The 16,092-nt window shown below is 64.3% G+C and carries 16 protein-coding genes; 6 read left to right on the forward strand and 10 right to left on the reverse strand.

The window, feature by feature from the left end; all coding sequences use genetic code 11:
* Positions 1 to 43: 43 nt before the first annotated feature.
* From ACQ5ID_RS11695 to ACQ5ID_RS11705, 3 genes are read left to right on the forward strand one after another with little or no spacing between them, the layout of a single operon-like run.
* Positions 44 to 1,543, forward strand: a complete 1,500-nt coding sequence (locus tag ACQ5ID_RS11695) for a CoA-acylating methylmalonate-semialdehyde dehydrogenase (RefSeq protein ID WP_429912625.1) — start codon at positions 44 to 46, stop codon at positions 1,541 to 1,543.
* A gap of 35 nt (positions 1,544 to 1,578) precedes the next feature.
* On the forward strand, positions 1,579 to 1,896 hold the full coding sequence (gene mntA / locus ACQ5ID_RS11700; RefSeq protein WP_429912626.1) for a type VII toxin-antitoxin system MntA family adenylyltransferase antitoxin: 318 nt from the start codon (positions 1,579 to 1,581) through the stop codon (positions 1,894 to 1,896).
* Positions 1,893 to 2,234, forward strand: a complete 342-nt coding sequence (locus ACQ5ID_RS11705; protein ID WP_429912627.1) for a HepT-like ribonuclease domain-containing protein — start codon at positions 1,893 to 1,895, stop codon at positions 2,232 to 2,234. Before mntA ends, ACQ5ID_RS11705 begins: the two co-directional genes overlap by 4 nt.
* Here the strand turns inward: ACQ5ID_RS11705 and ACQ5ID_RS11710 are convergent.
* Both ACQ5ID_RS11710 and ACQ5ID_RS11715 read right to left on the reverse strand, forming a co-directional pair.
* The gene (locus ACQ5ID_RS11710) at positions 2,231 to 2,518 is read right to left on the reverse strand and encodes a BrnA antitoxin family protein (protein WP_429912628.1); all 288 of its coding nucleotides are present in this window, start codon (positions 2,516 to 2,518) and stop codon (positions 2,231 to 2,233) included. The genes ACQ5ID_RS11705 and ACQ5ID_RS11710 overlap by 4 nt on opposite strands.
* A 122-nt stretch (positions 2,519 to 2,640) precedes the next feature.
* Entirely contained in the window at positions 2,641 to 4,872 is a 2,232-nt protein-coding gene (locus tag ACQ5ID_RS11715; protein ID WP_429912629.1) for a prolyl oligopeptidase family serine peptidase, read from the reverse strand.
* Positions 4,873 to 5,022: 150 nt separating this feature from the next.
* Here ACQ5ID_RS11715 and dapF point away from each other — a divergent pair, with 150 nt between their 5' ends.
* Complete coding sequence (gene dapF, locus ACQ5ID_RS11720; protein ID WP_429912630.1) at positions 5,023 to 5,847, forward strand: diaminopimelate epimerase; 825 nt, start codon at positions 5,023 to 5,025, stop codon at positions 5,845 to 5,847.
* Here the strand turns inward: dapF and ACQ5ID_RS11725 are convergent.
* Positions 5,844 to 6,602: a GntR family transcriptional regulator gene (locus ACQ5ID_RS11725; protein WP_371392903.1), complete on the reverse strand. Its 759-nt coding sequence runs from the start codon at positions 6,600 to 6,602 to the stop codon at positions 5,844 to 5,846. The two genes, dapF and ACQ5ID_RS11725, sit on opposite strands and share 4 nt — an antisense overlap.
* Positions 6,603 to 6,752: 150 nt before the next feature.
* On the opposite strand from ACQ5ID_RS11725, the gene ACQ5ID_RS11730 reads away from it, so the two are divergent.
* Together ACQ5ID_RS11730 and folP are read left to right on the forward strand one after the other, a co-directional pair.
* The gene (locus tag ACQ5ID_RS11730) at positions 6,753 to 7,436 is read left to right on the forward strand and encodes a CpcT/CpeT family chromophore lyase (RefSeq protein WP_429912631.1); all 684 of its coding nucleotides are present in this window, start codon (positions 6,753 to 6,755) and stop codon (positions 7,434 to 7,436) included.
* A 9-nt stretch (positions 7,437 to 7,445) separates the two neighbouring features.
* Complete coding sequence (folP, locus tag ACQ5ID_RS11735; protein ID WP_429912632.1) at positions 7,446 to 8,252, forward strand: dihydropteroate synthase; 807 nt, start codon at positions 7,446 to 7,448, stop codon at positions 8,250 to 8,252.
* Here folP and ACQ5ID_RS11740 read toward each other — a convergent pair.
* The 7 genes from ACQ5ID_RS11740 to ACQ5ID_RS11770 all read right to left on the reverse strand — a co-directional run bounded on the left by ACQ5ID_RS11740 (position 8,249) and on the right by ACQ5ID_RS11770 (position 15,923).
* Positions 8,249 to 10,297: a DEAD/DEAH box helicase gene (locus tag ACQ5ID_RS11740; RefSeq protein ID WP_429912633.1), complete on the reverse strand. Its 2,049-nt coding sequence runs from the start codon at positions 10,295 to 10,297 to the stop codon at positions 8,249 to 8,251. The two genes, folP and ACQ5ID_RS11740, sit on opposite strands and share 4 nt — an antisense overlap.
* Before the next feature lie 145 nt (positions 10,298 to 10,442).
* Positions 10,443 to 10,598, reverse strand: a complete 156-nt coding sequence (locus tag ACQ5ID_RS11745; RefSeq protein WP_429912634.1) for a type II toxin-antitoxin system CcdA family antitoxin — start codon at positions 10,596 to 10,598, stop codon at positions 10,443 to 10,445.
* Positions 10,599 to 10,603: 5 nt separating this feature from the next.
* Complete coding sequence (locus ACQ5ID_RS11750) at positions 10,604 to 11,125, reverse strand: GNAT family N-acetyltransferase (protein WP_429912635.1); 522 nt, start codon at positions 11,123 to 11,125, stop codon at positions 10,604 to 10,606.
* 9 nt (positions 11,126 to 11,134) lie between these two features.
* On the reverse strand, positions 11,135 to 12,913 hold the full coding sequence (locus ACQ5ID_RS11755; RefSeq protein ID WP_429912636.1) for an ABC transporter ATP-binding protein: 1,779 nt from the start codon (positions 12,911 to 12,913) through the stop codon (positions 11,135 to 11,137).
* 491 nt (positions 12,914 to 13,404) lie between these two features.
* Entirely contained in the window at positions 13,405 to 14,082 is a 678-nt protein-coding gene (locus ACQ5ID_RS11760; RefSeq protein ID WP_429912637.1) for a glutathione S-transferase family protein, read from the reverse strand.
* 44 nt (positions 14,083 to 14,126) lie between these two features.
* A complete protein-coding gene (locus ACQ5ID_RS11765; protein ID WP_429912638.1) occupies positions 14,127 to 15,131 on the reverse strand; it encodes a cation diffusion facilitator family transporter in 1,005 nt (334 codons plus the stop codon).
* Between the two features lie 54 nt (positions 15,132 to 15,185).
* Complete coding sequence (locus ACQ5ID_RS11770; protein ID WP_429912639.1) at positions 15,186 to 15,923, reverse strand: creatininase family protein; 738 nt, start codon at positions 15,921 to 15,923, stop codon at positions 15,186 to 15,188.
* Positions 15,924 to 16,092 lie beyond the last annotated feature (169 nt).

The following is a 16,092-nucleotide window of genomic DNA, read 5'->3' on the forward strand; positions in this document are numbered from 1 at the left end:
TCAGCACTCGGCGCACTCCGTTCGAATCCCTGGGAGACCCTCCATGACGCGCGAAATCCCGCATTTCATCAAAGGCCGGCACGAAGCTGGCGCCTCTGACCGCTTCGGCGATGTGTTCGATCCGAGCGCTGGCGAGGTGCAGGCGCGCGTGCCGCTGGCAACGAAAGCCGAGCTGGCGGCCGCTGTGGAGATCGCACGGGACGCGCAGATCGGCTGGGCGGCAACCAATCCGCAGCGCCGCGCCCGCGTCATGTTCCGCTTCAAGGCTCTGGTTGAAGAGAATATGGACGATCTCGCTCGCCTGCTGGCGTCCGAGCACGGTAAGGTGGTCGCTGACGCCAAGGGCGACATCCAGCGCGGGCTGGAAGTGGTCGAATTTGCCTGCGGCGTGCCTCACCTCCTCAAGGGTGAGTACACCGAAGGGGCCGGCCCCGGCATTGATGTCTATTCCATGCGCCAGCCTCTGGGCGTGGTCGCAGGGATCACCCCGTTCAACTTCCCGGCCATGATCCCGATGTGGATGTTTGGCGTCGCCATCGCGTGCGGCAATGCCTTCATCCTCAAACCCTCCGAGCGCGACCCGTCCGTGCCGCTGCGCCTTGCCGAGCTGATGCAAGAAGCCGGTCTGCCCGATGGCGTGCTGAACGTCGTCCATGGCGACAAGGAAGTCGTCGATGCGCTTCTGGAGCACCCCGACGTCAAGGCCGTCAGCTTCGTCGGCTCGTCCGACATCGCCCAGTACGTCTATGTGAAGGGCGCGGAAAACGGCAAGCGCGTGCAGGCCATGGGCGGCGCGAAAAACCATGGCATCGTCATGCCCGACGCGGACATGGATCAGGTCGTCAAGGACCTCGTTGGCTCCGCCTTCGGCTCGGCTGGCGAGCGCTGCATGGCGCTGCCTGTGGCTGTTCCGGTGGGCGAGGACACCGCCAACAAGCTGATCGAGGCGCTGATCCCGGAAATCGAGAAACTCACCCCCGGCCACTCGCTGGACCCGGACGCCATTTATGGTCCGGTCGTGACTGCCGCCCACAAGGCTCGCATCGAAAGCTATATCGAGATGGGCGTGAAAGAGGGCGCAGAGCTTCTGATCGATGGGCGCGGCTTCGAGTTGCAGGGCCATGAGAAGGGCTTCTTTGTCGGCCCCTCGCTCTTCGACCGCGTGCGCCCGGACATGCGCTCCTATCAGGAGGAAATCTTCGGCCCGGTCCTGCAGATCGTGCGCGCAAAAGACCTGGAAGAAGCCGCACGCCTGCCCAGCGAACACCAGTACGGTAATGGCGTTGCCATCTTCACCCGTAATGGCCTGGCTGCGCGCGAGTTTGCCGCCAAGGTGAATGTCGGCATGGTCGGCATCAATGTGCCGATCCCGGTGCCGGTTGCCTACCACACCTTCGGGGGCTGGAAGCGCTCGGCCTTCGGCGATTCCAACCAGCACGGCATGGAAGGGGTGCGCTTCTTCACCAAGATCAAGACCGTCACCCAGCGCTGGCCCACCGGCGAGGTTACTGACCAGTCCTTCATCATCCCCACCATGGGGTAGGGTGACCGCGTCAGAACCGTGCTATCACTGCGCATATGGACACAGTGCTCGCCATACCCACGCTGAACGATGCCCGCGCCCGCCTGATGGCGGGGCGGGACAGCTTGCGTGCACTTGGCGTTACCGCGATCACCCTCTTCGGCTCGATAGCTAGCGGCAAGGCCCACGCCGCCAGCGATGTGGATGTCGTCATCGAGACGGCGGAGGAGAGCTTTGGCTATGACGCGCTCATTGCGGTGGCCGAGCGTCTGGAAGACATCTTCCTGCGCGATGTGGACGTGATCCACATACGCTCCCTCTCGCCGGAACTCAAGCAAGAGGTGGCGATGACAGGTGTGAGGGTCGTGTTGTGAGGGCCCAGATACGCAAACGCCTGTCAGACGCGCTCACCGAAGCGCGCTTTGCGCATGAGCTTGTCGCTGAGCGGGACGCTGACGTGATTGCGAATGACCCTGTCGCCCGCCGCGCACTTGAACGCGCCTGTGAGATTGTCGGTGAAGCCCTTCGCGCAGCCATTGAAAGCGAGCCGGGTATAGTGGTGGACTACCCGGACATCCCGTGGAAGAAGGCCATTGGGCTGCGCACCCGTCTCGCCAATGCCTATGACAGGGTCGATATCGCTTTCCTCATCGATGCCGCCAGAAACGCGTTTCCGGACCTGATCGCGAAGCTGGAGAAGGCGCTCAGCTAACCCTGCTCCGCTTTCTCCGGCGCAGTATCGGCCTTTTCCGCGAGCCATGCCTTGATCAGGGACTGGTAGGGCATGTCGCGCTTGTTGGCGGCGATCTTGATACGCTCAAGAAGCGCGACCGGCAGGCGCAGGGAGATGGAGGCCGAGCTTGGCTTGAGCGCGGGCATACGCACGCGTTCGGCCTTGCTCCAGTCCACATGGTCAGCGGAGTCGTTTGCCTCCCACCAGACGCGTTCTTCGGCTTCGCTCGCAAAGACCGGCGGCTTTTTATCCTTCGCGCTCATACACATCCCTCTCCTTGCGGCTCATGTCTCTTGCCGACAGTAGATTACTCCACAATCGCACAAAAAACCCCGCCGGAGCACTCCGGCGGGGCTTTCAATTTCAGGCGCAGGCTTGAAAGCGCCTATTCCTCACCATCCATCAGATTCTGCATCAGGAAAGTGTATTCCAGCGCCAGCCGGTTGGCTGTTTCGCGCAGGTTTGCCGCCGCCGAGTGGCCGCCCTCCATGTTCTCGTAATAGAGCATGTCGAGGCCGAGCGCGTCGGTCAGATAGGCAAGCTTCCTCGCATGGGCGGGATGCACCCGGTCATCCTTGGTCGAGGTCAGAAGAAAGAGCGGCGGGTACTCCCGGTCCGGGTCCACATTGTGCAGCGGGGAGATGGAGCGCAGGAAGGCCCGCTCGTCCGGGTTTTCGTCCGGGAAGCCGTATTCGGCCTGCCAGCTGGCCCCCGCCAGCATGGTGTGGAAGCGCATCATGTCCAGCAGCGGCACCTGGCTGATGACCGCGCCAAAGAGATCCGGACGCTGGGTGTACATGACACCCGTCAGCAGCCCGCCATTGGAGCCGCCTACCACGCCCAGCTGGCCCGGTGTGGTGATACCGTCGGCAATCAGTGCCTCCGAGACCGCAATCAGATCGTCATAGATGCGCTGGCGATTGGTGGTCAGGCCCGCCTGGTGCCAGGCCGGGCCGAACTCGCCCCCGCCACGGATATTGGCCAGCACATAGGTGCCGCCATTTTCCAGCCAGAGCCGGCCCATCGTACCCGAATAGGACGGGTTCAGGCTGACCTGGAAGCCGCCATAGGCGTAGAGCAGGGTTGGCCCGGGCTGCGCGCCTGAGCGCTCAGGGTTGTGGATGATGAAATAGGGAATGCGTGTGCCGTCGCGGCTCACCGCTTCGCGCTGCTCCACTTCCAGCCCGGTGGTATCAAACCAGGCCGGCATGGACTTGGCGGGCGAAAGCGAAGTGGCATCCGCGCTGACCCGGTAGAGCGTGTTCGGCGTCAGATAACCCTGCGCCGAGACGAAGGCGAGATCGGACTGGTCATCGGCCGTGGTGATGGAGACCGAGGTGTTCTCCGGCGTCTCCACCTGGCGGCGCTGCCAGCCATTTTCATCACGGGCAAAGACCCACAATCCCCCGACGACATTCTCGTCGATCACGGCCAGCAAATGGTTCGCCGTAGCGGCAAACCCGCCGACCGACTGGCGCTCGCCGGGTACGAACACCGTCTCGATGGCGGGCAGTTCGCCGGTTGCGGCCAGCTGCGACATGGAGAGCGAAAGCACCGCGCCCTGGGGGTAGGTTTCGCCGCCTTCCACGGGCGTCCAGTCTTCCTCGATGGAGAAGACCAGCTGGTCGCCAAACAGGGCTTGCGGGCTGACCCGGCGCGGCAGGGTGAGGCGGATCGGCTCGCCTTGCGCATTGTCCGGCAGCAGCCAGTACACGCTCTCAAAGAAGGTCTCGGCCTGCGTGGCCAGAAGATAGAACGTGCCGTCGGCCTGCTGGAAGCGGGCCGGCCACACGCCGACATCACTGGCGGCACCGGTGAAGACCACTTGCGCCTCTTCTATCGGCGTGCCCCGCGTCCAGCGCTTGACCACGAACGGATAGCCGGAGGTCGTGGTTTCAGCCGGATCGAGCGCGGTGGCGATCAGCAGCGTGTCTTCATCGATCCAGGCGGTCGTGCCCTTGGTCGGCGGAACAACAAAGCCATCCTCGACAAAGCTGCGGCTCTCCATATCCCATTCGCGGATATGGGCCGCATCCGACCCGCCATCGGAAAGCGTCAGCATGCAATGGCGATAATCCGGTGCCAGGCAGGACGAGCCACGCCACACCCAGTTGCGCCCTTCTTCGTCGGCCAGCGCATCGAGATCGAGCACGACATCCCATTCAGGGTTCGCCGTCTCATAGCTTTCCAGCGTGGTGCGCCGCCACAGACCGTGCGTGTTCTGTGCGTCCTGCCAGAAATTCCACAGCTCGCCGCCGCGCACCGTCACAAACGGGATGCGGTCTGTGCTTTCGAGCACTTCCAGCGCCCGGTCATAGTGCTGCTGATAGCGCGGATCGGCCTGCAGATGGCCCAGCGAGCGCTCGTTCTGCGCCCGGGCAAAGGCAAGGGCTTCCTCGCCCTCCACCTCTTCCAGCCACAGCAATTCTTCCGAGCCGGACTGGATGGCCGCGTTCAGCGCGCGCGCTTCGGCGTCCACGCCCGCCCGCTCCTCGCTCTGGCTGTGGGATGAGGCTGCCGTTTCGTTCACAGTGACATCTCCGTTTCCGGCAGGATCACAGGCGGCCAGCAATAGCGCCGGGCCTGCAACCATCAGGGCCGCTTTATGCATCGTCATGGATATGAAATCCCCCTTGGAAAAACTGGCGCGCATTGAACGCTGACCACGCAGGCACGTCAAAGCCCGCTACATTACAAACCTGAAATCTCTGATCCCTGTTGCCGCCCCGCTTGCGGAGCAGCCCAAGGAGGCGTATCGGCTAAACCCATGAAAGCCTATGCCATGAACGGGGCGGGAAACGCCTTCATCGTCATTGACGCGCGCGAGCACGGCGGGCCTCTGGCCCTGTCGCCTGCACGCGTCGCGGCGCTGCATGAGCGCCACCCGTTCGACCAGATCATGGGGCTGGAAAGCCATGGCGTCGCCGATGCGCATTTGCGCGTCTGGAACGCCGATGGCGGCGAGGTCGGCGCATGCGGGAACGGCACACGCGCCGCCGCCTGGCTGATGTTTCAGGATGATAACCGCTCACGCCGGACGCTTGCGGCACAGGGCGGCGCGCTTGGCGCGCGCCGTCTGGACACTGGCTTGGTGGAGGTTGATCTCGGCCAGCCCGGCCTTGGCTGGCGCGATATTCCGCTGGCGCGCGAGATGGACACGATGAAGCTTGATTTCGGCATTGATCTTCCCGGCGGTGGACGCCTTGAAGGACCGGGCGCAGTGTCCATGGGCAATCCCCATGCGGTGTTCTTCGTCGAGGACGTGGCCGCCTTGCCTTTGGCCGAAATCGGGCCGCGCATCGAGCATGACCCGCTTTTCCCCGAGCGGGTGAATGCCGGCTTTGCGCAAGTGATCGACCGCCAGACGATCCGGCTGAGGGTCTGGGAGCGCGGTGCGGGCCTGACGCTTGCCTGCGGTACCGGTGCCTGCGCCGCACTGGTAGCCGCCCACCGGCGCGGCCTGACAGAGCGCGAGGCGGTGATTATCGCCGATGGCGGCGAGCTGCCCGTGCGCTGGGACGCAGACGGCCATGTGCACCTGTCCGGCCCGGTGGAGATGGAAGGCGAGCTGGATATTGAAGGGCTGGTCTAGCCCTCTGTTTCCCGCAGCAGGCTCATCTCGTAGACAAAGCGATTGCCCGGATGGACCGTGTCGGAGAACGCGATCACGCGTCCGCTCTTGTCATAATAGCGCCGCCGCGTGCGCAGGGCTGCGGCACCCGCCTCACAATCAAGCCTTGCCGCTTCAGCTTCGGTCGTCACGCCAGCCAGAATGGCCTGATCGACCCGGGCGGTCGCCACGCCGCGCGTAGTGGCAATCCATTCAATGATAAGCCCGTTCATCTCCACCAGCTTTTCCACCGGCGGGGCCAGATCGGCGCGGATATAGATATCGGTCAGTGCCAGTGGCGGCTCGCCGGGCACGGCGCGCAAGCCGGAAACGCGCATATATTCCCCGCCCGGCGCGATACCGAATGTGCGCGCCAGCTGGGATTCCAGCGAGATCATCGCCGTGGCATCAGGCGTCAGGCGCGCATCGCGCGCATACTGCATCAGATCGTCCACATTGCCGAGGCGCTGGGAAAAGGCAGCCTTGCTTTCGGTGGCGATGACCAGCGTTCCCGCCCCGCGGCGGCGTACGATCAGCCCGGCCTCGGCCAGAAGGCGCAGCGCCTCACGCGCGGTATGGCGCGAGACCTTGTAGCTCTCGCACAGCGCATGCTCGGTCGGCAGCAGCTTGCCGACCGGCGGATCACCCGCCGCGATACGTTTTTTCAGCGTTTCAGCAAGCCACACATAGCGCGGTGCGGCGCTGTCCTCGCCCCTGTCCTGTCCGGTTTGGGTCAAACAGGCTCTCCTGACGGCGTTCCGTTTCCGCCCGCTCATACCATAGACTGGCGCGATTTCGTCAGCCTTTGTCAGGACAAATAAGGCGCAGTGTCCTTGCAACGGGCGTAGTGTCAGGCTGGAATGGCCCGGACAAGCTGGAGACCTGCCATGATCGCGCTGTTGCTGGCCGCCCTTGCCTTTACAGAGCCGGAAACCGCGCCCGAAGCGCAGGCTGAGCCGATCTATGGCAGCGCCGCCTATCGGGCCAGCTTTCTCACCGGACGCTTTTCCAATACGCAGCAATACGAGGCGTGGCAGCGCGACGCGCAGCCGGATGCCCCCGCATACGAGCTAGACCTGTACTACGCCACGCATGCGCGCGTGGAGGCTCCCGAACTTGGCGAGCACGTGATCTATGTGGAATGGCGCTCTGGCGCCGCTGACGGCCCCGTCAGCCGCCAGCGGCTCTGGGTGTTTCGCGAGGGCGAGGAAGGGTGGTCCCTAGGGTTTGACATTCTTGAGTTTCGCGACCCTGAAACTTTTGCGGGCAGGGCGGATGAAGAAGGCGCATTTGCATCCCTTACCGCAGAGGATCTGATCGGCTACCCCGAGGCATGTGTGGTGGCAACCCAGTCGCCAGCCCATGCGGGCTATTACTTCACAATAGAGAGCGATGATTGCATCGTGACTGCCGAATCCGGGGAGGAAGTCCGTATGGGTGCCAGCCTGCGCGGCGATCACCACTTCTTCACCTATCGCGAATGGGCCAATACGCTGGAACACCAACCTGCATACCGCTTCCCTGATGCACCCTACCCCTATAGCTTCCGCCTTCTGCCCGACGAGGACTGACCCCTCCCCATGACACAGCGCCCCCGCCCGCTCGTCATGGGCATTGTCAATGTGACGCCCGACAGCTTCTCCGATGGCGGTGAGCACGCCGATGCCGCCCGCGCCATCGCCCATGGCCATGCCCTGATCGCGGCGGGCGCGGACTGGCTCGATATTGGCGGGGAAAGCACACGGCCCGGCGCGCAGCCGGTCAGCGAGGCGGACGAACTTGAACGCGTTATTCCGGTCATCGAAGGGCTGGCGGACACTGGCATTCCCCTCTCCATCGACACGATGAAGCCGGGCGTGGCGCGCGCCGCCGTGCAGGCGGGCACCAGCCTCTGGAATGACGTGAACGCGCTGCAGGCGCCAGGCGCGCTGGAAACGGCGGCAGAGCTGGGCTGCCAGATCTGCCTCATGCACATGCAGGGCGCGCCGCAGACCATGCAAGCCGGCCCCGTTTACGGCGATGTGGTCGCCGAGGTGGAAGCTTTCCTGCTGGCGCGCGCGCAAACGGCCATCAAGGCGGGCCTTCCACGTGAAAATATCTGGCTTGATCCCGGCATAGGCTTTGGCAAGACTGTCAGCCACAATCTGGCGCTGATGGCGGCCGTGCCACGCCTTGCAGGCCACGGCTTTCCGCTCCTCTTTGGCGCGTCACGCAAGCGCTTCATCGCTGCGCTGGACGGCGATGCGCCTGCAGACCAGCGCCTTGGCGGGTCGATTGCGGCGGCGCTGCACGCGGCCCGGTCAGGAGCCGGGATGATCCGCGTGCATGATGTACGCGAAACCGTGCAGGCGCTGAAAATTCAGGCCGCCATCGCCAGCGCGCTTTAGCTGTCCTTGCGCGGTTTGCGCTTGATACGCTTCAGGGTCTGATCACCACCGGACGGGCCATCGCTCCTATAGGGTTTTTTGCCGGCCTGCGGTTTGCCATCCTTGCCGGGCTTGCCTGCACGAAACGGCTTCTCACCGCCCGCCGCCTTGTCCTTGCGATAAGGCTTGTCGCCCTTGAAGGATTTGCCGCCTTTGTGCGGCCCCTTGTGCGCTCCATCCGGCTTCTTCCCGCCAGACAGCGGCTTGATATTCACACTCGGCGCAGGCGGTTTGTCCTCATAGAGGGCATCTTCCTCGCGCTCTGTCTTGCGGGCAAAGCGCTCCCGGCGGCCCGGACGGTCATCGCGGGGCGGGCGCTGGCGGGCGGGCGGCGCATCCGGGTTGGCAGGCTGCAAGGGCGTGTCGCCCGCGCGCCGGACCACCACGTTCTGGTCACGCTCGCGCGGCTCCAGAAGCGCTTTCTCGAAATGCTCCACCTGCGCGCCGGTGATTTCAAAGCGGGTGGCCACCTCGCCAATATCAATCGCGCCGATATCGCGGCCCGTGACATCGCCCAGACGGCAGATCATCGGCACCAGCCAGCGCGGTTCGGCGCGTTGACGACGGCCCATATCCACTTCGAACCAGACACTGCCTTCAAACCCCGGACGCGGCGTGCGTTCGCGGCGCTCGCGCCGTTCAAACGGCTCCTTGCGGTCGCGCGGGCCTCGCTCCTCGCGCCGGACCGGGCCGGTATCCACGCCCAGCTCTTCCGGTGCAGGCAGGCGGCGCTCCAGCTCGGCCAGAAAGCCCAGCGCAATGCGCTCTGCGCCGAAACGCTCGATGATCTCGCGCGCTTCGCTCAGCCGCTCCTCATCGATCTCGCCGGTAAAGGCAGGATGCTCGCCAAGGCGCTCGCGGTCTTTCGCCCGGACAGCCTCCGCGTCAGGCGCATCGGACCACTCGGCATCAAGGCGCGCATCGCGTAGCAAGCGCGTTGCCCGGCCGCGCTGGTTGAACCCGGTGACGAGAACACTGATACCCTTCGCGCCCGCGCGGCCCGTACGCCCTGAACGGTGCAACAGGGTCTCCGAATTGTTGGGCAGATCGGCATGGATAACCAGATCAAGGCCCGGCAAATCGATACCGCGCGCGGCCACATCGGTCGCCACACACACCGCCGCCCGGCCATCGCGCAGCGATTGCAGCGCCTTGGTGCGCTCTGCCTGGCTAAGCTCGCCAGAGAGGGCCACAGAGGCAAAGCCGCGATTGGCAAGACGCGCCGCCATGCGGTTCACGCCTTCACGCGTGCCGCAGAACACCAGGGAACGCGGCGCACCATGATAGCGCAGCACGTTGATGACAGCGTTTTCCCGGTCGCGCGGCGGCACGGCATGCACGACATAGCTGATATCGGCGTGCTGGCTGCCATGGCTGATCGTGGAGATACGCACTGCATCGCTCTGATAAGTCTGGGCGATACGCGCGATCTCTTTCGACACCGTGGCCGAAAACAGCAGCGTGCGGCGTTCTTCAGGGGCAGACCCCAGAATGAATTCAAGGTCTTCGCGGAAGCCGAAATCGAGCATTTCGTCGGCTTCATCGAGCACGATGGCGCGAATGGCAGACAGATCCAGCGCGCCCCGCTCGATATGGTCCTTCAGGCGGCCTGGCGTGCCGACAATGATATGCGCGCCGCGCTCCATGGCCCGGCGTTCGGCGCGCGGGTCCATGCCGCCAACGGCAGAGGCGATGCGCGCACCGGCATCGGCGTACAGCCAGCCAAGCTCGCGCTGGACCTGCAGGGCCAGCTCGCGTGTCGGCGCGATTACCAGTGCCAGCGGGCTTTGCGAAAAGGCCAGCTTTTCATCCTCGCCCAGAAGATCAGGCGCCATCGCCAGACCAAAGGCCACCGTCTTGCCAGAGCCGGTCTGGGCGGAAACCAGCAGATCCTGTCCGAAAGCGTCCTCGGCCAGCACCGCGCCCTGAACGTCGGTCAGCGTCTCATAGCCCTTGCGCGCCAGCGCAGCGCGCAGCGCGGGGTGGATAGTGTCAGGCAGCGTCATGTAAGGGCCTCGCCGGGCACGCACGGATAAGCTTTTCGCCAGCGCGCCGTAAAAACATCTGGCGCACGGGGCAGGCCCGGCACCAATTCAGCGCGGCGCTATAGCAGCTTCCCCGTGATAAGGGAAATGATCTGGCTTTTAGGGCCTACCGCTTCGCTATTTCGGTGGCCCACTCAGGTACGAGCAGCACGCCTTGCTGCTGCACCCGCCTGTTGTGGGCGGCAATTGCGCGCCTGTTCTGCTGCCGCCATGACTTCGCTGCGGGGTTACTGTCTGACTTCTGCCGAGGCCGCTCTGTCATTCTCGTTACAACCCCTCAAAAACGCTATCGAAGCGTACCAGCCCGCACACCCCTTCCATCGCCGCCCGGTCCAGCCGTGCGATCATGAAGGCTTCTTCCGGAACGCCCTCATAGGGGCATCTTATGCCGAGAGGGCCAGCCGGTACGAAACCGAAGCGCGGATAATAGGCCGGGTGGCCGATCAGCACGACATAAGGCGCTCCGCGCGCCTGCGCACACGAGAGGGCCGAGCGGCAGAGCGCTGACCCGACACCGCTGCGCTGGCCGGCCGGGTCAACACTGACAGGTGCCAGCGCCAGCCCATTGATCACCACGCCGCCCGCCTCGTCCACGATGGGCGCGGGCGAGAGCATGATATGCCCGGCAAGCCCGTTGCCTGGTATCTCGGCGACCAGCGAGATCGCCTCATCGCCGTGCTTGTCGCGCAAAAGATCGACCAGCCTTGCCTCGTCATCGCGCTGGAAGGCGGCATGGGTGAGCCGGTGAACAGCCGTCTGGTCCTGCTCTGTCTCAGGTCTGATCAGCATGACCCGCCCCTATTCCGCTGCCGCCAGCGCCGCGAGACGCGCATACACGCCCTCGCCTTGTGCGCGCAGCTCGCCATGCGTCCCCTGCTCGACGATCCGGCCCTCATTGAAGACCAGAATCCGGTCTGCGTCCCTTATGGTCGACAGCCGGTGGGCGATGACGATGGCGGTGCGGCCCGCCATCACATCGGCCATCGCCTCCTGCACCTCGCGCTCGGTCTCGTTGTCGAGGCTGGACGTGGCTTCATCGAAGATGAGGATCGGCGCATCGGCGAGCACCGCGCGGGCAATCGCCACACGCTGACGCTCCCCGCCCGACAGCTTCACCCCGCGCTCACCCACCAGCGTGTCATAGCCGGCGGGCAGGCGCGCGATGAAATCATGCGCACGCGCGCGCTTCGCGGCCCTGACAATATCCTCCATCGAGGCATCTGGGCGCGCATAGGCGATATTCTCCGCAATCGAGCGGTGAAACAGGGCCGGATCCTGCGGCACGAGCGCTATTGAGCGGCGCAGGCTCGCCTGCTTAACGGCGCGCACATCCTGTCCGTCAATGAGAATTGCGCCCTCATCGACGTCATAGAGCCGCTGGACCAGCTTCACGAAGGTCGACTTGCCCGAACCCGTAGGACCGACCAGCGCCACTTTCTCGCCAGCGGGGACCTCCAGCGAGAAATTCTCGTAGAGCGGCCGGTTCTGCCCGGCATAGGTGAAGCGCACCTGGTCAAAGCGGATAGCGCCCGGACCCGGCACGAAATCCGGTGCACCCGGCGCGTCAGCGATCTGCGTTTCCTGCAGGGCGTAGGCGGCAATGTCCTGGATCTCATCCAGGCCACGCTGGACGTTCTGCACCTCCTCGCCAAAGCGGCGCATATAGCCCGCCATCAGCATGAAAGCGGTAATGGCAAACACCACCGCGCCGGGGCTTGCCTCACCGCGCTGCCACAGATTGATAAGCAGACCCGTCAGGCCCGCCTGCAGGGCGAGCACGGCAATGATCTGCACCAGCCAGGTGTTCACAAAGCGCAGCCAGGTCTTCTTCACCTCGCGCCGCCAGCGCCAGGCCAGCGTGTGAAAGCGCTGATCCTCGCGCGCTTCTGCGCCAAAGCTCTTCACCGTGGCGATGCCCGATACCGCATCGGCCACCGCCCCGCCCAGCTCGGAATCGATCCGGTTGGAGCGGATATTCTGCGGGCGCACATAAAGCGCCGACATCGCCACCGAGGCCACGATGAAAATGGCCGTAACGCTGAGCGCATAAAGCCCGACCAGCGGCCAGGTGAAGAGCATGTAGACACCCAGCCCCGCCATCACGAGGACAGAGGGGATCAGTCCGAACCAGAGCGTCGCCGTGATCGTGTCATAGGCCCACATGCCGCGCGTGATCTTGCGCACGACCGAGCCGGCAAACGTGCTGGCATGCCAGTCGAGCGCGAAGCGCTGCACGCGCGCAAACGATTCTGTTGTCATGTCGGCCATGTTGGCGCTGGAAAAGCGTATCTCGAAGCGCACCGCGATCTGGCGCATGGCGTTGAAGGCGATGGCGAGGCCCAGAAACAGCGCGAACGCCGCCCAGTGACCGCCATCGCCCTCTGCCGTCATGGAGTCGATAAGCCTTCCCGCGGCGACGGGAATGAACACATCGATCACCGTGGCAATGAGCGTGAAGCCCACCAGCGCGGCAAAGAACCACGGGCGGCGCATCCACTGGCGCCACAGGAAGGCCAGAACGGCAGAATTGGAAAGCACGCGCGGTGCACGCGCGTCGTCGTCAAATTGTTCGGTCATGATCGTCTCGAATGCTTTGGTCCGCACGGGCCCGGTGACGGGCGCGGACCAGGGGGTCTGAAAATGGAAGCGTGGCTGTGCGGCAGGGGGAAGCGTTACGCAGGACAGCAGCCTTTCGGCTGGTCGTCCCGGTGCCCTCCAGGTGCCGCGCTACCGCGTGCGCGTGAGGGCGCTCCAGATTTCAGATCGCATGGGTCAGACGAGACCTCCTTTGGACGGCAGATGCCGCCGGTGAGGGAAGCGTGTTACACCCGCCCGCCCGCCGGGCCAAGCGCACACACGGAAAACTGTGGCATTGTGGTTAACGGGTGTGGCGATGAAGGCACAGGCGTCCAGCCTGCAATTGCTTGTTTCCTCCCCCGTTTACGGGGGAGGTGTCGAGCGTCAGTGAGACGGAGGGGGGAGCTTTTTGAATTATCCCCCCCCTCGGTCCTTCGGACCACTCCCCCCGTAAACGGGGGGAGAAACGCAACAAGCGCCGGCAGAGAGTATCAGAAGTCCAGATCGGCATACCAGCGCGCGGGCGGCAGGCCGGGCAGGCGGTCATCCAGCAGGGAGCGGAAAGCCGGACGGCACTTGATGCGCTCATACCAGGCCTTGGCCGCCGGGAAGCTGTCCCAGGGTACATCGCCGAGATAATCGACACAGGAGAGATGCGCCGCCGCCACCAGATCGGCCATGGAGTATCGCGGACCCGCCAGCCCGTCGCGGCGCTCCAGCAGCATGCTCATATAATCAAGATGGGCGCGCAGGAAATCGCGCCCCGCCCGGATGACCGAAGCGTCGGGAGAACCCAGATTCTGCATGCGCTTTTCCAGCTTCTCATGCAGCAGATAGGCATTCACCTCGGCATCGAACTTGCGGTCAAACCAGGTCACGAGGCGGCGCACCTCGGCCCGGCCTGCCGGGTCTGATGGCAGAAGCGGCGGTTCGGGCCGGGTTTCTTCCAGATGGGCGAGGATCGCATCGGCCTGCACGATGACCAGCGGGGCCTCGCCACTACGGTCCTCCAGAACGGGCGTCAGCCCCGCCGGGTTGAGATCAAAGAAAGTATCCTCCGGCTCCCAGACACGCTGGAAGCGCAGCTCCACGGCGCACGCCTTCTCGGCCAGCGCAAGACGCGCCTGCCGAGACCAGGGATCAAGGGGCCAGTGGTGCAGAATGAACATCGGGAAAACGCTAATGCGCTTCGCGCGGCGGTTTAAGCGCCTATTCAGCGCGCGCCGCCATCGTGGGGCTCAGGGTCGGCATCGAAAAAGCCGCGCCCGTGCGCCTCGCCATACCCTTTGGGATCGGAATGGATCAGCAGATCGGCGGCCGGATAGTGCGCGAGCACCCGGTTCTCCGCGTCCACCACCACATCGTGGGCGTCTTTCAGGGACTGGTAGGGGTCAAGATCCATATGGACCTGAATATGGATGAGCGGACCCGCCGCGCGCGTGCGCAGCTCGTGAATGCCCAGCACGCGCGGATCGTCAGTGAGGAGCGCCTCGATATGCGCGCGAGTTTCGTCGGGAAGCTCCCGGTCGAGCAGCTGGTTCACCGAATCCCGGCCAAGCTCATAAGCCGATTTGGCCAGCAGGAAGCCGACAAACAGGGCCAGCACCGGATCGGCCCAGTCAAAACCGGCAAACACCGCCAGCGCAATCCCGCCCATCACGGCGAGATTGGACAATATGTCGGCGGTATAGTGCGCGCGGTCGCCCGTCACCGCGATGGAACCGGTGCGCCGGATCACCAGCGTCTGCATGCGGACAAGGCCAAGCGTCAGGACCAGCGACAGCGCCATTACCGCCAGCGCCCAGCCACCGGCTGCCACGGGCTGCGGATCAATCAGCCGGCGCGTGCCTTCCACAAACAGGAAGAGGGCAGAGGCCGCTACCAATACTGCCTGCAGGAGGCTGGAAAAGGCTTCCGCCTTGCCATGGCCGAAACGGTGCTCATTGTCGGCAGGACGGGCCGCATAGCGCACGGCCAGAAAGGCCGTCACAGAGGCGGCAAGGTCCAGAAGCGAGTCAAAAAAGCTCGCCAGCAGGGCGATCGACCCGGACGCTATCCAGCCCGCGAGCTTGGCGCCCACCAGTATCAGCGCCACGCTGACCGAAAGCGCCGTCGCCATCGTGTTGATGCGCTGGGACTTGGCAGGGTCCATGCGTCCCGGCCCTGCCAGGCTGGCAGGCTGGATATCCGTTTCGGGCGCGGGTGAAGGTGACGTCATGGCGCCGATATAGGCGCACACCGTTACATTGTCACCAACACCCGCTGGCGCAGATCAGCTGGCGAAATACGCCTCGACCTCGCGGATCAGGGCTTTCTTGGCCACTTCCACGATGCGCTTGCCCTTTTCCGGCGTGGCCTGTGAAGGGTCAGAGCCGATCCGGCCATCGGGGAAATTCTTGCGGTAATCGGCCGCATCGGTGAACCAGCCCTCGGGCGCGACCTTGGGGCTCATCTCCACCTTTTTCACCGCGTCCGGGTAGGCGTAATAGGTGACGGCCACTTCTGAAGCCGTGGCATGGCTGCCGTCGCCTTGCGGGAACAGCTCCTTGCAGACCTGCGCCACCTCGTCAAACATCCACCACGAGGTCTGTTTGAGCTTGTAGGGACACGCCTCGCCATCCAGCGACCAGGCCGCATAGCTTTCCACGAACGCCGCATCGATGGTGGTGATATTCCCGCCATGGCCATTGAGGAAGAAGATGCGCTTGAAGCCATGCCGGTGCAGGCTGTCGATCCAGTCATTGAGCGCGGCAATCATCGTCGTCGGGCGCAGCGTGATCGTGCCGGTAAAGCCCAAATGATGCTGCGCGGAGCCCACCGAGAAGGTCGGTCCGACCAGAAAGCCCGCCTCGTCGCCCGCTTCTTTTGCGATCACTTCAGGACAGATCGCGTCCGTACCCAGCAGGCCATTAGGACCATGCTGCTCGACAGAGCCGATCGGGATGATGATGCCCTTGGACTTCTTCAGATAGGCTTCTACTTCGGGCCAGCTGGCCTGGTTGAGCTGCATGCCGGTATGTCTCCCGCCTGGAGGGGTCAATATTCGCGAGGGAGATCAGCCGATCACGCACCGTCTTGCAAGGGGAGAGGCGCATAAAAGCCTACACATGGTCCGCGCGCTTGCAGGGGCCGGGGCCTATCGGCCAAGCTTCGCCCGTCAGATGAGAGCCACGCGCGGA

It is taken from the genome of Glycocaulis sp., from assembly GCF_050485565.1.
Classification (GTDB): domain Bacteria; phylum Pseudomonadota; class Alphaproteobacteria; order Caulobacterales; family Maricaulaceae; genus Glycocaulis.

Bases quoted from the DNA above. Each gene is read 5' to 3' on its own strand.
- ACQ5ID_RS11695 (WP_429912625.1), top strand. From the start codon at position 44: ATGACGCGCGAAATCCCGCATTTCATCAAAGGCCGGCACGAAGCTGGC.
- mntA (WP_429912626.1), top strand. From the start codon at position 1,579: ATGGACACAGTGCTCGCCATACCCACGCTGAACGATGCCCGCGCCCGC.
- ACQ5ID_RS11710 (WP_429912628.1), bottom strand. From the start codon at position 2,518: ATGAGCGCGAAGGATAAAAAGCCGCCGGTCTTTGCGAGCGAAGCCGAA.
- ACQ5ID_RS11715 (WP_429912629.1), bottom strand. From the start codon at position 4,872: ATGACGATGCATAAAGCGGCCCTGATGGTTGCAGGCCCGGCGCTATTG.
- dapF (WP_429912630.1), top strand. From the start codon at position 5,023: ATGAAAGCCTATGCCATGAACGGGGCGGGAAACGCCTTCATCGTCATT.
- ACQ5ID_RS11730 (WP_429912631.1), top strand. From the start codon at position 6,753: ATGATCGCGCTGTTGCTGGCCGCCCTTGCCTTTACAGAGCCGGAAACC.
- folP (WP_429912632.1), top strand. From the start codon at position 7,446: ATGACACAGCGCCCCCGCCCGCTCGTCATGGGCATTGTCAATGTGACG.
- ACQ5ID_RS11740 (WP_429912633.1), bottom strand. From the start codon at position 10,297: ATGACGCTGCCTGACACTATCCACCCCGCGCTGCGCGCTGCGCTGGCG.
- ACQ5ID_RS11745 (WP_429912634.1), bottom strand. From the start codon at position 10,598: ATGACAGAGCGGCCTCGGCAGAAGTCAGACAGTAACCCCGCAGCGAAG.
- ACQ5ID_RS11750 (WP_429912635.1), bottom strand. From the start codon at position 11,125: ATGCTGATCAGACCTGAGACAGAGCAGGACCAGACGGCTGTTCACCGG.
- ACQ5ID_RS11755 (WP_429912636.1), bottom strand. From the start codon at position 12,913: ATGACCGAACAATTTGACGACGACGCGCGTGCACCGCGCGTGCTTTCC.
- ACQ5ID_RS11760 (WP_429912637.1), bottom strand. From the start codon at position 14,082: ATGTTCATTCTGCACCACTGGCCCCTTGATCCCTGGTCTCGGCAGGCG.
- ACQ5ID_RS11765 (WP_429912638.1), bottom strand. From the start codon at position 15,131: ATGACGTCACCTTCACCCGCGCCCGAAACGGATATCCAGCCTGCCAGC.
- ACQ5ID_RS11770 (WP_429912639.1), bottom strand. From the start codon at position 15,923: ATGCAGCTCAACCAGGCCAGCTGGCCCGAAGTAGAAGCCTATCTGAAG.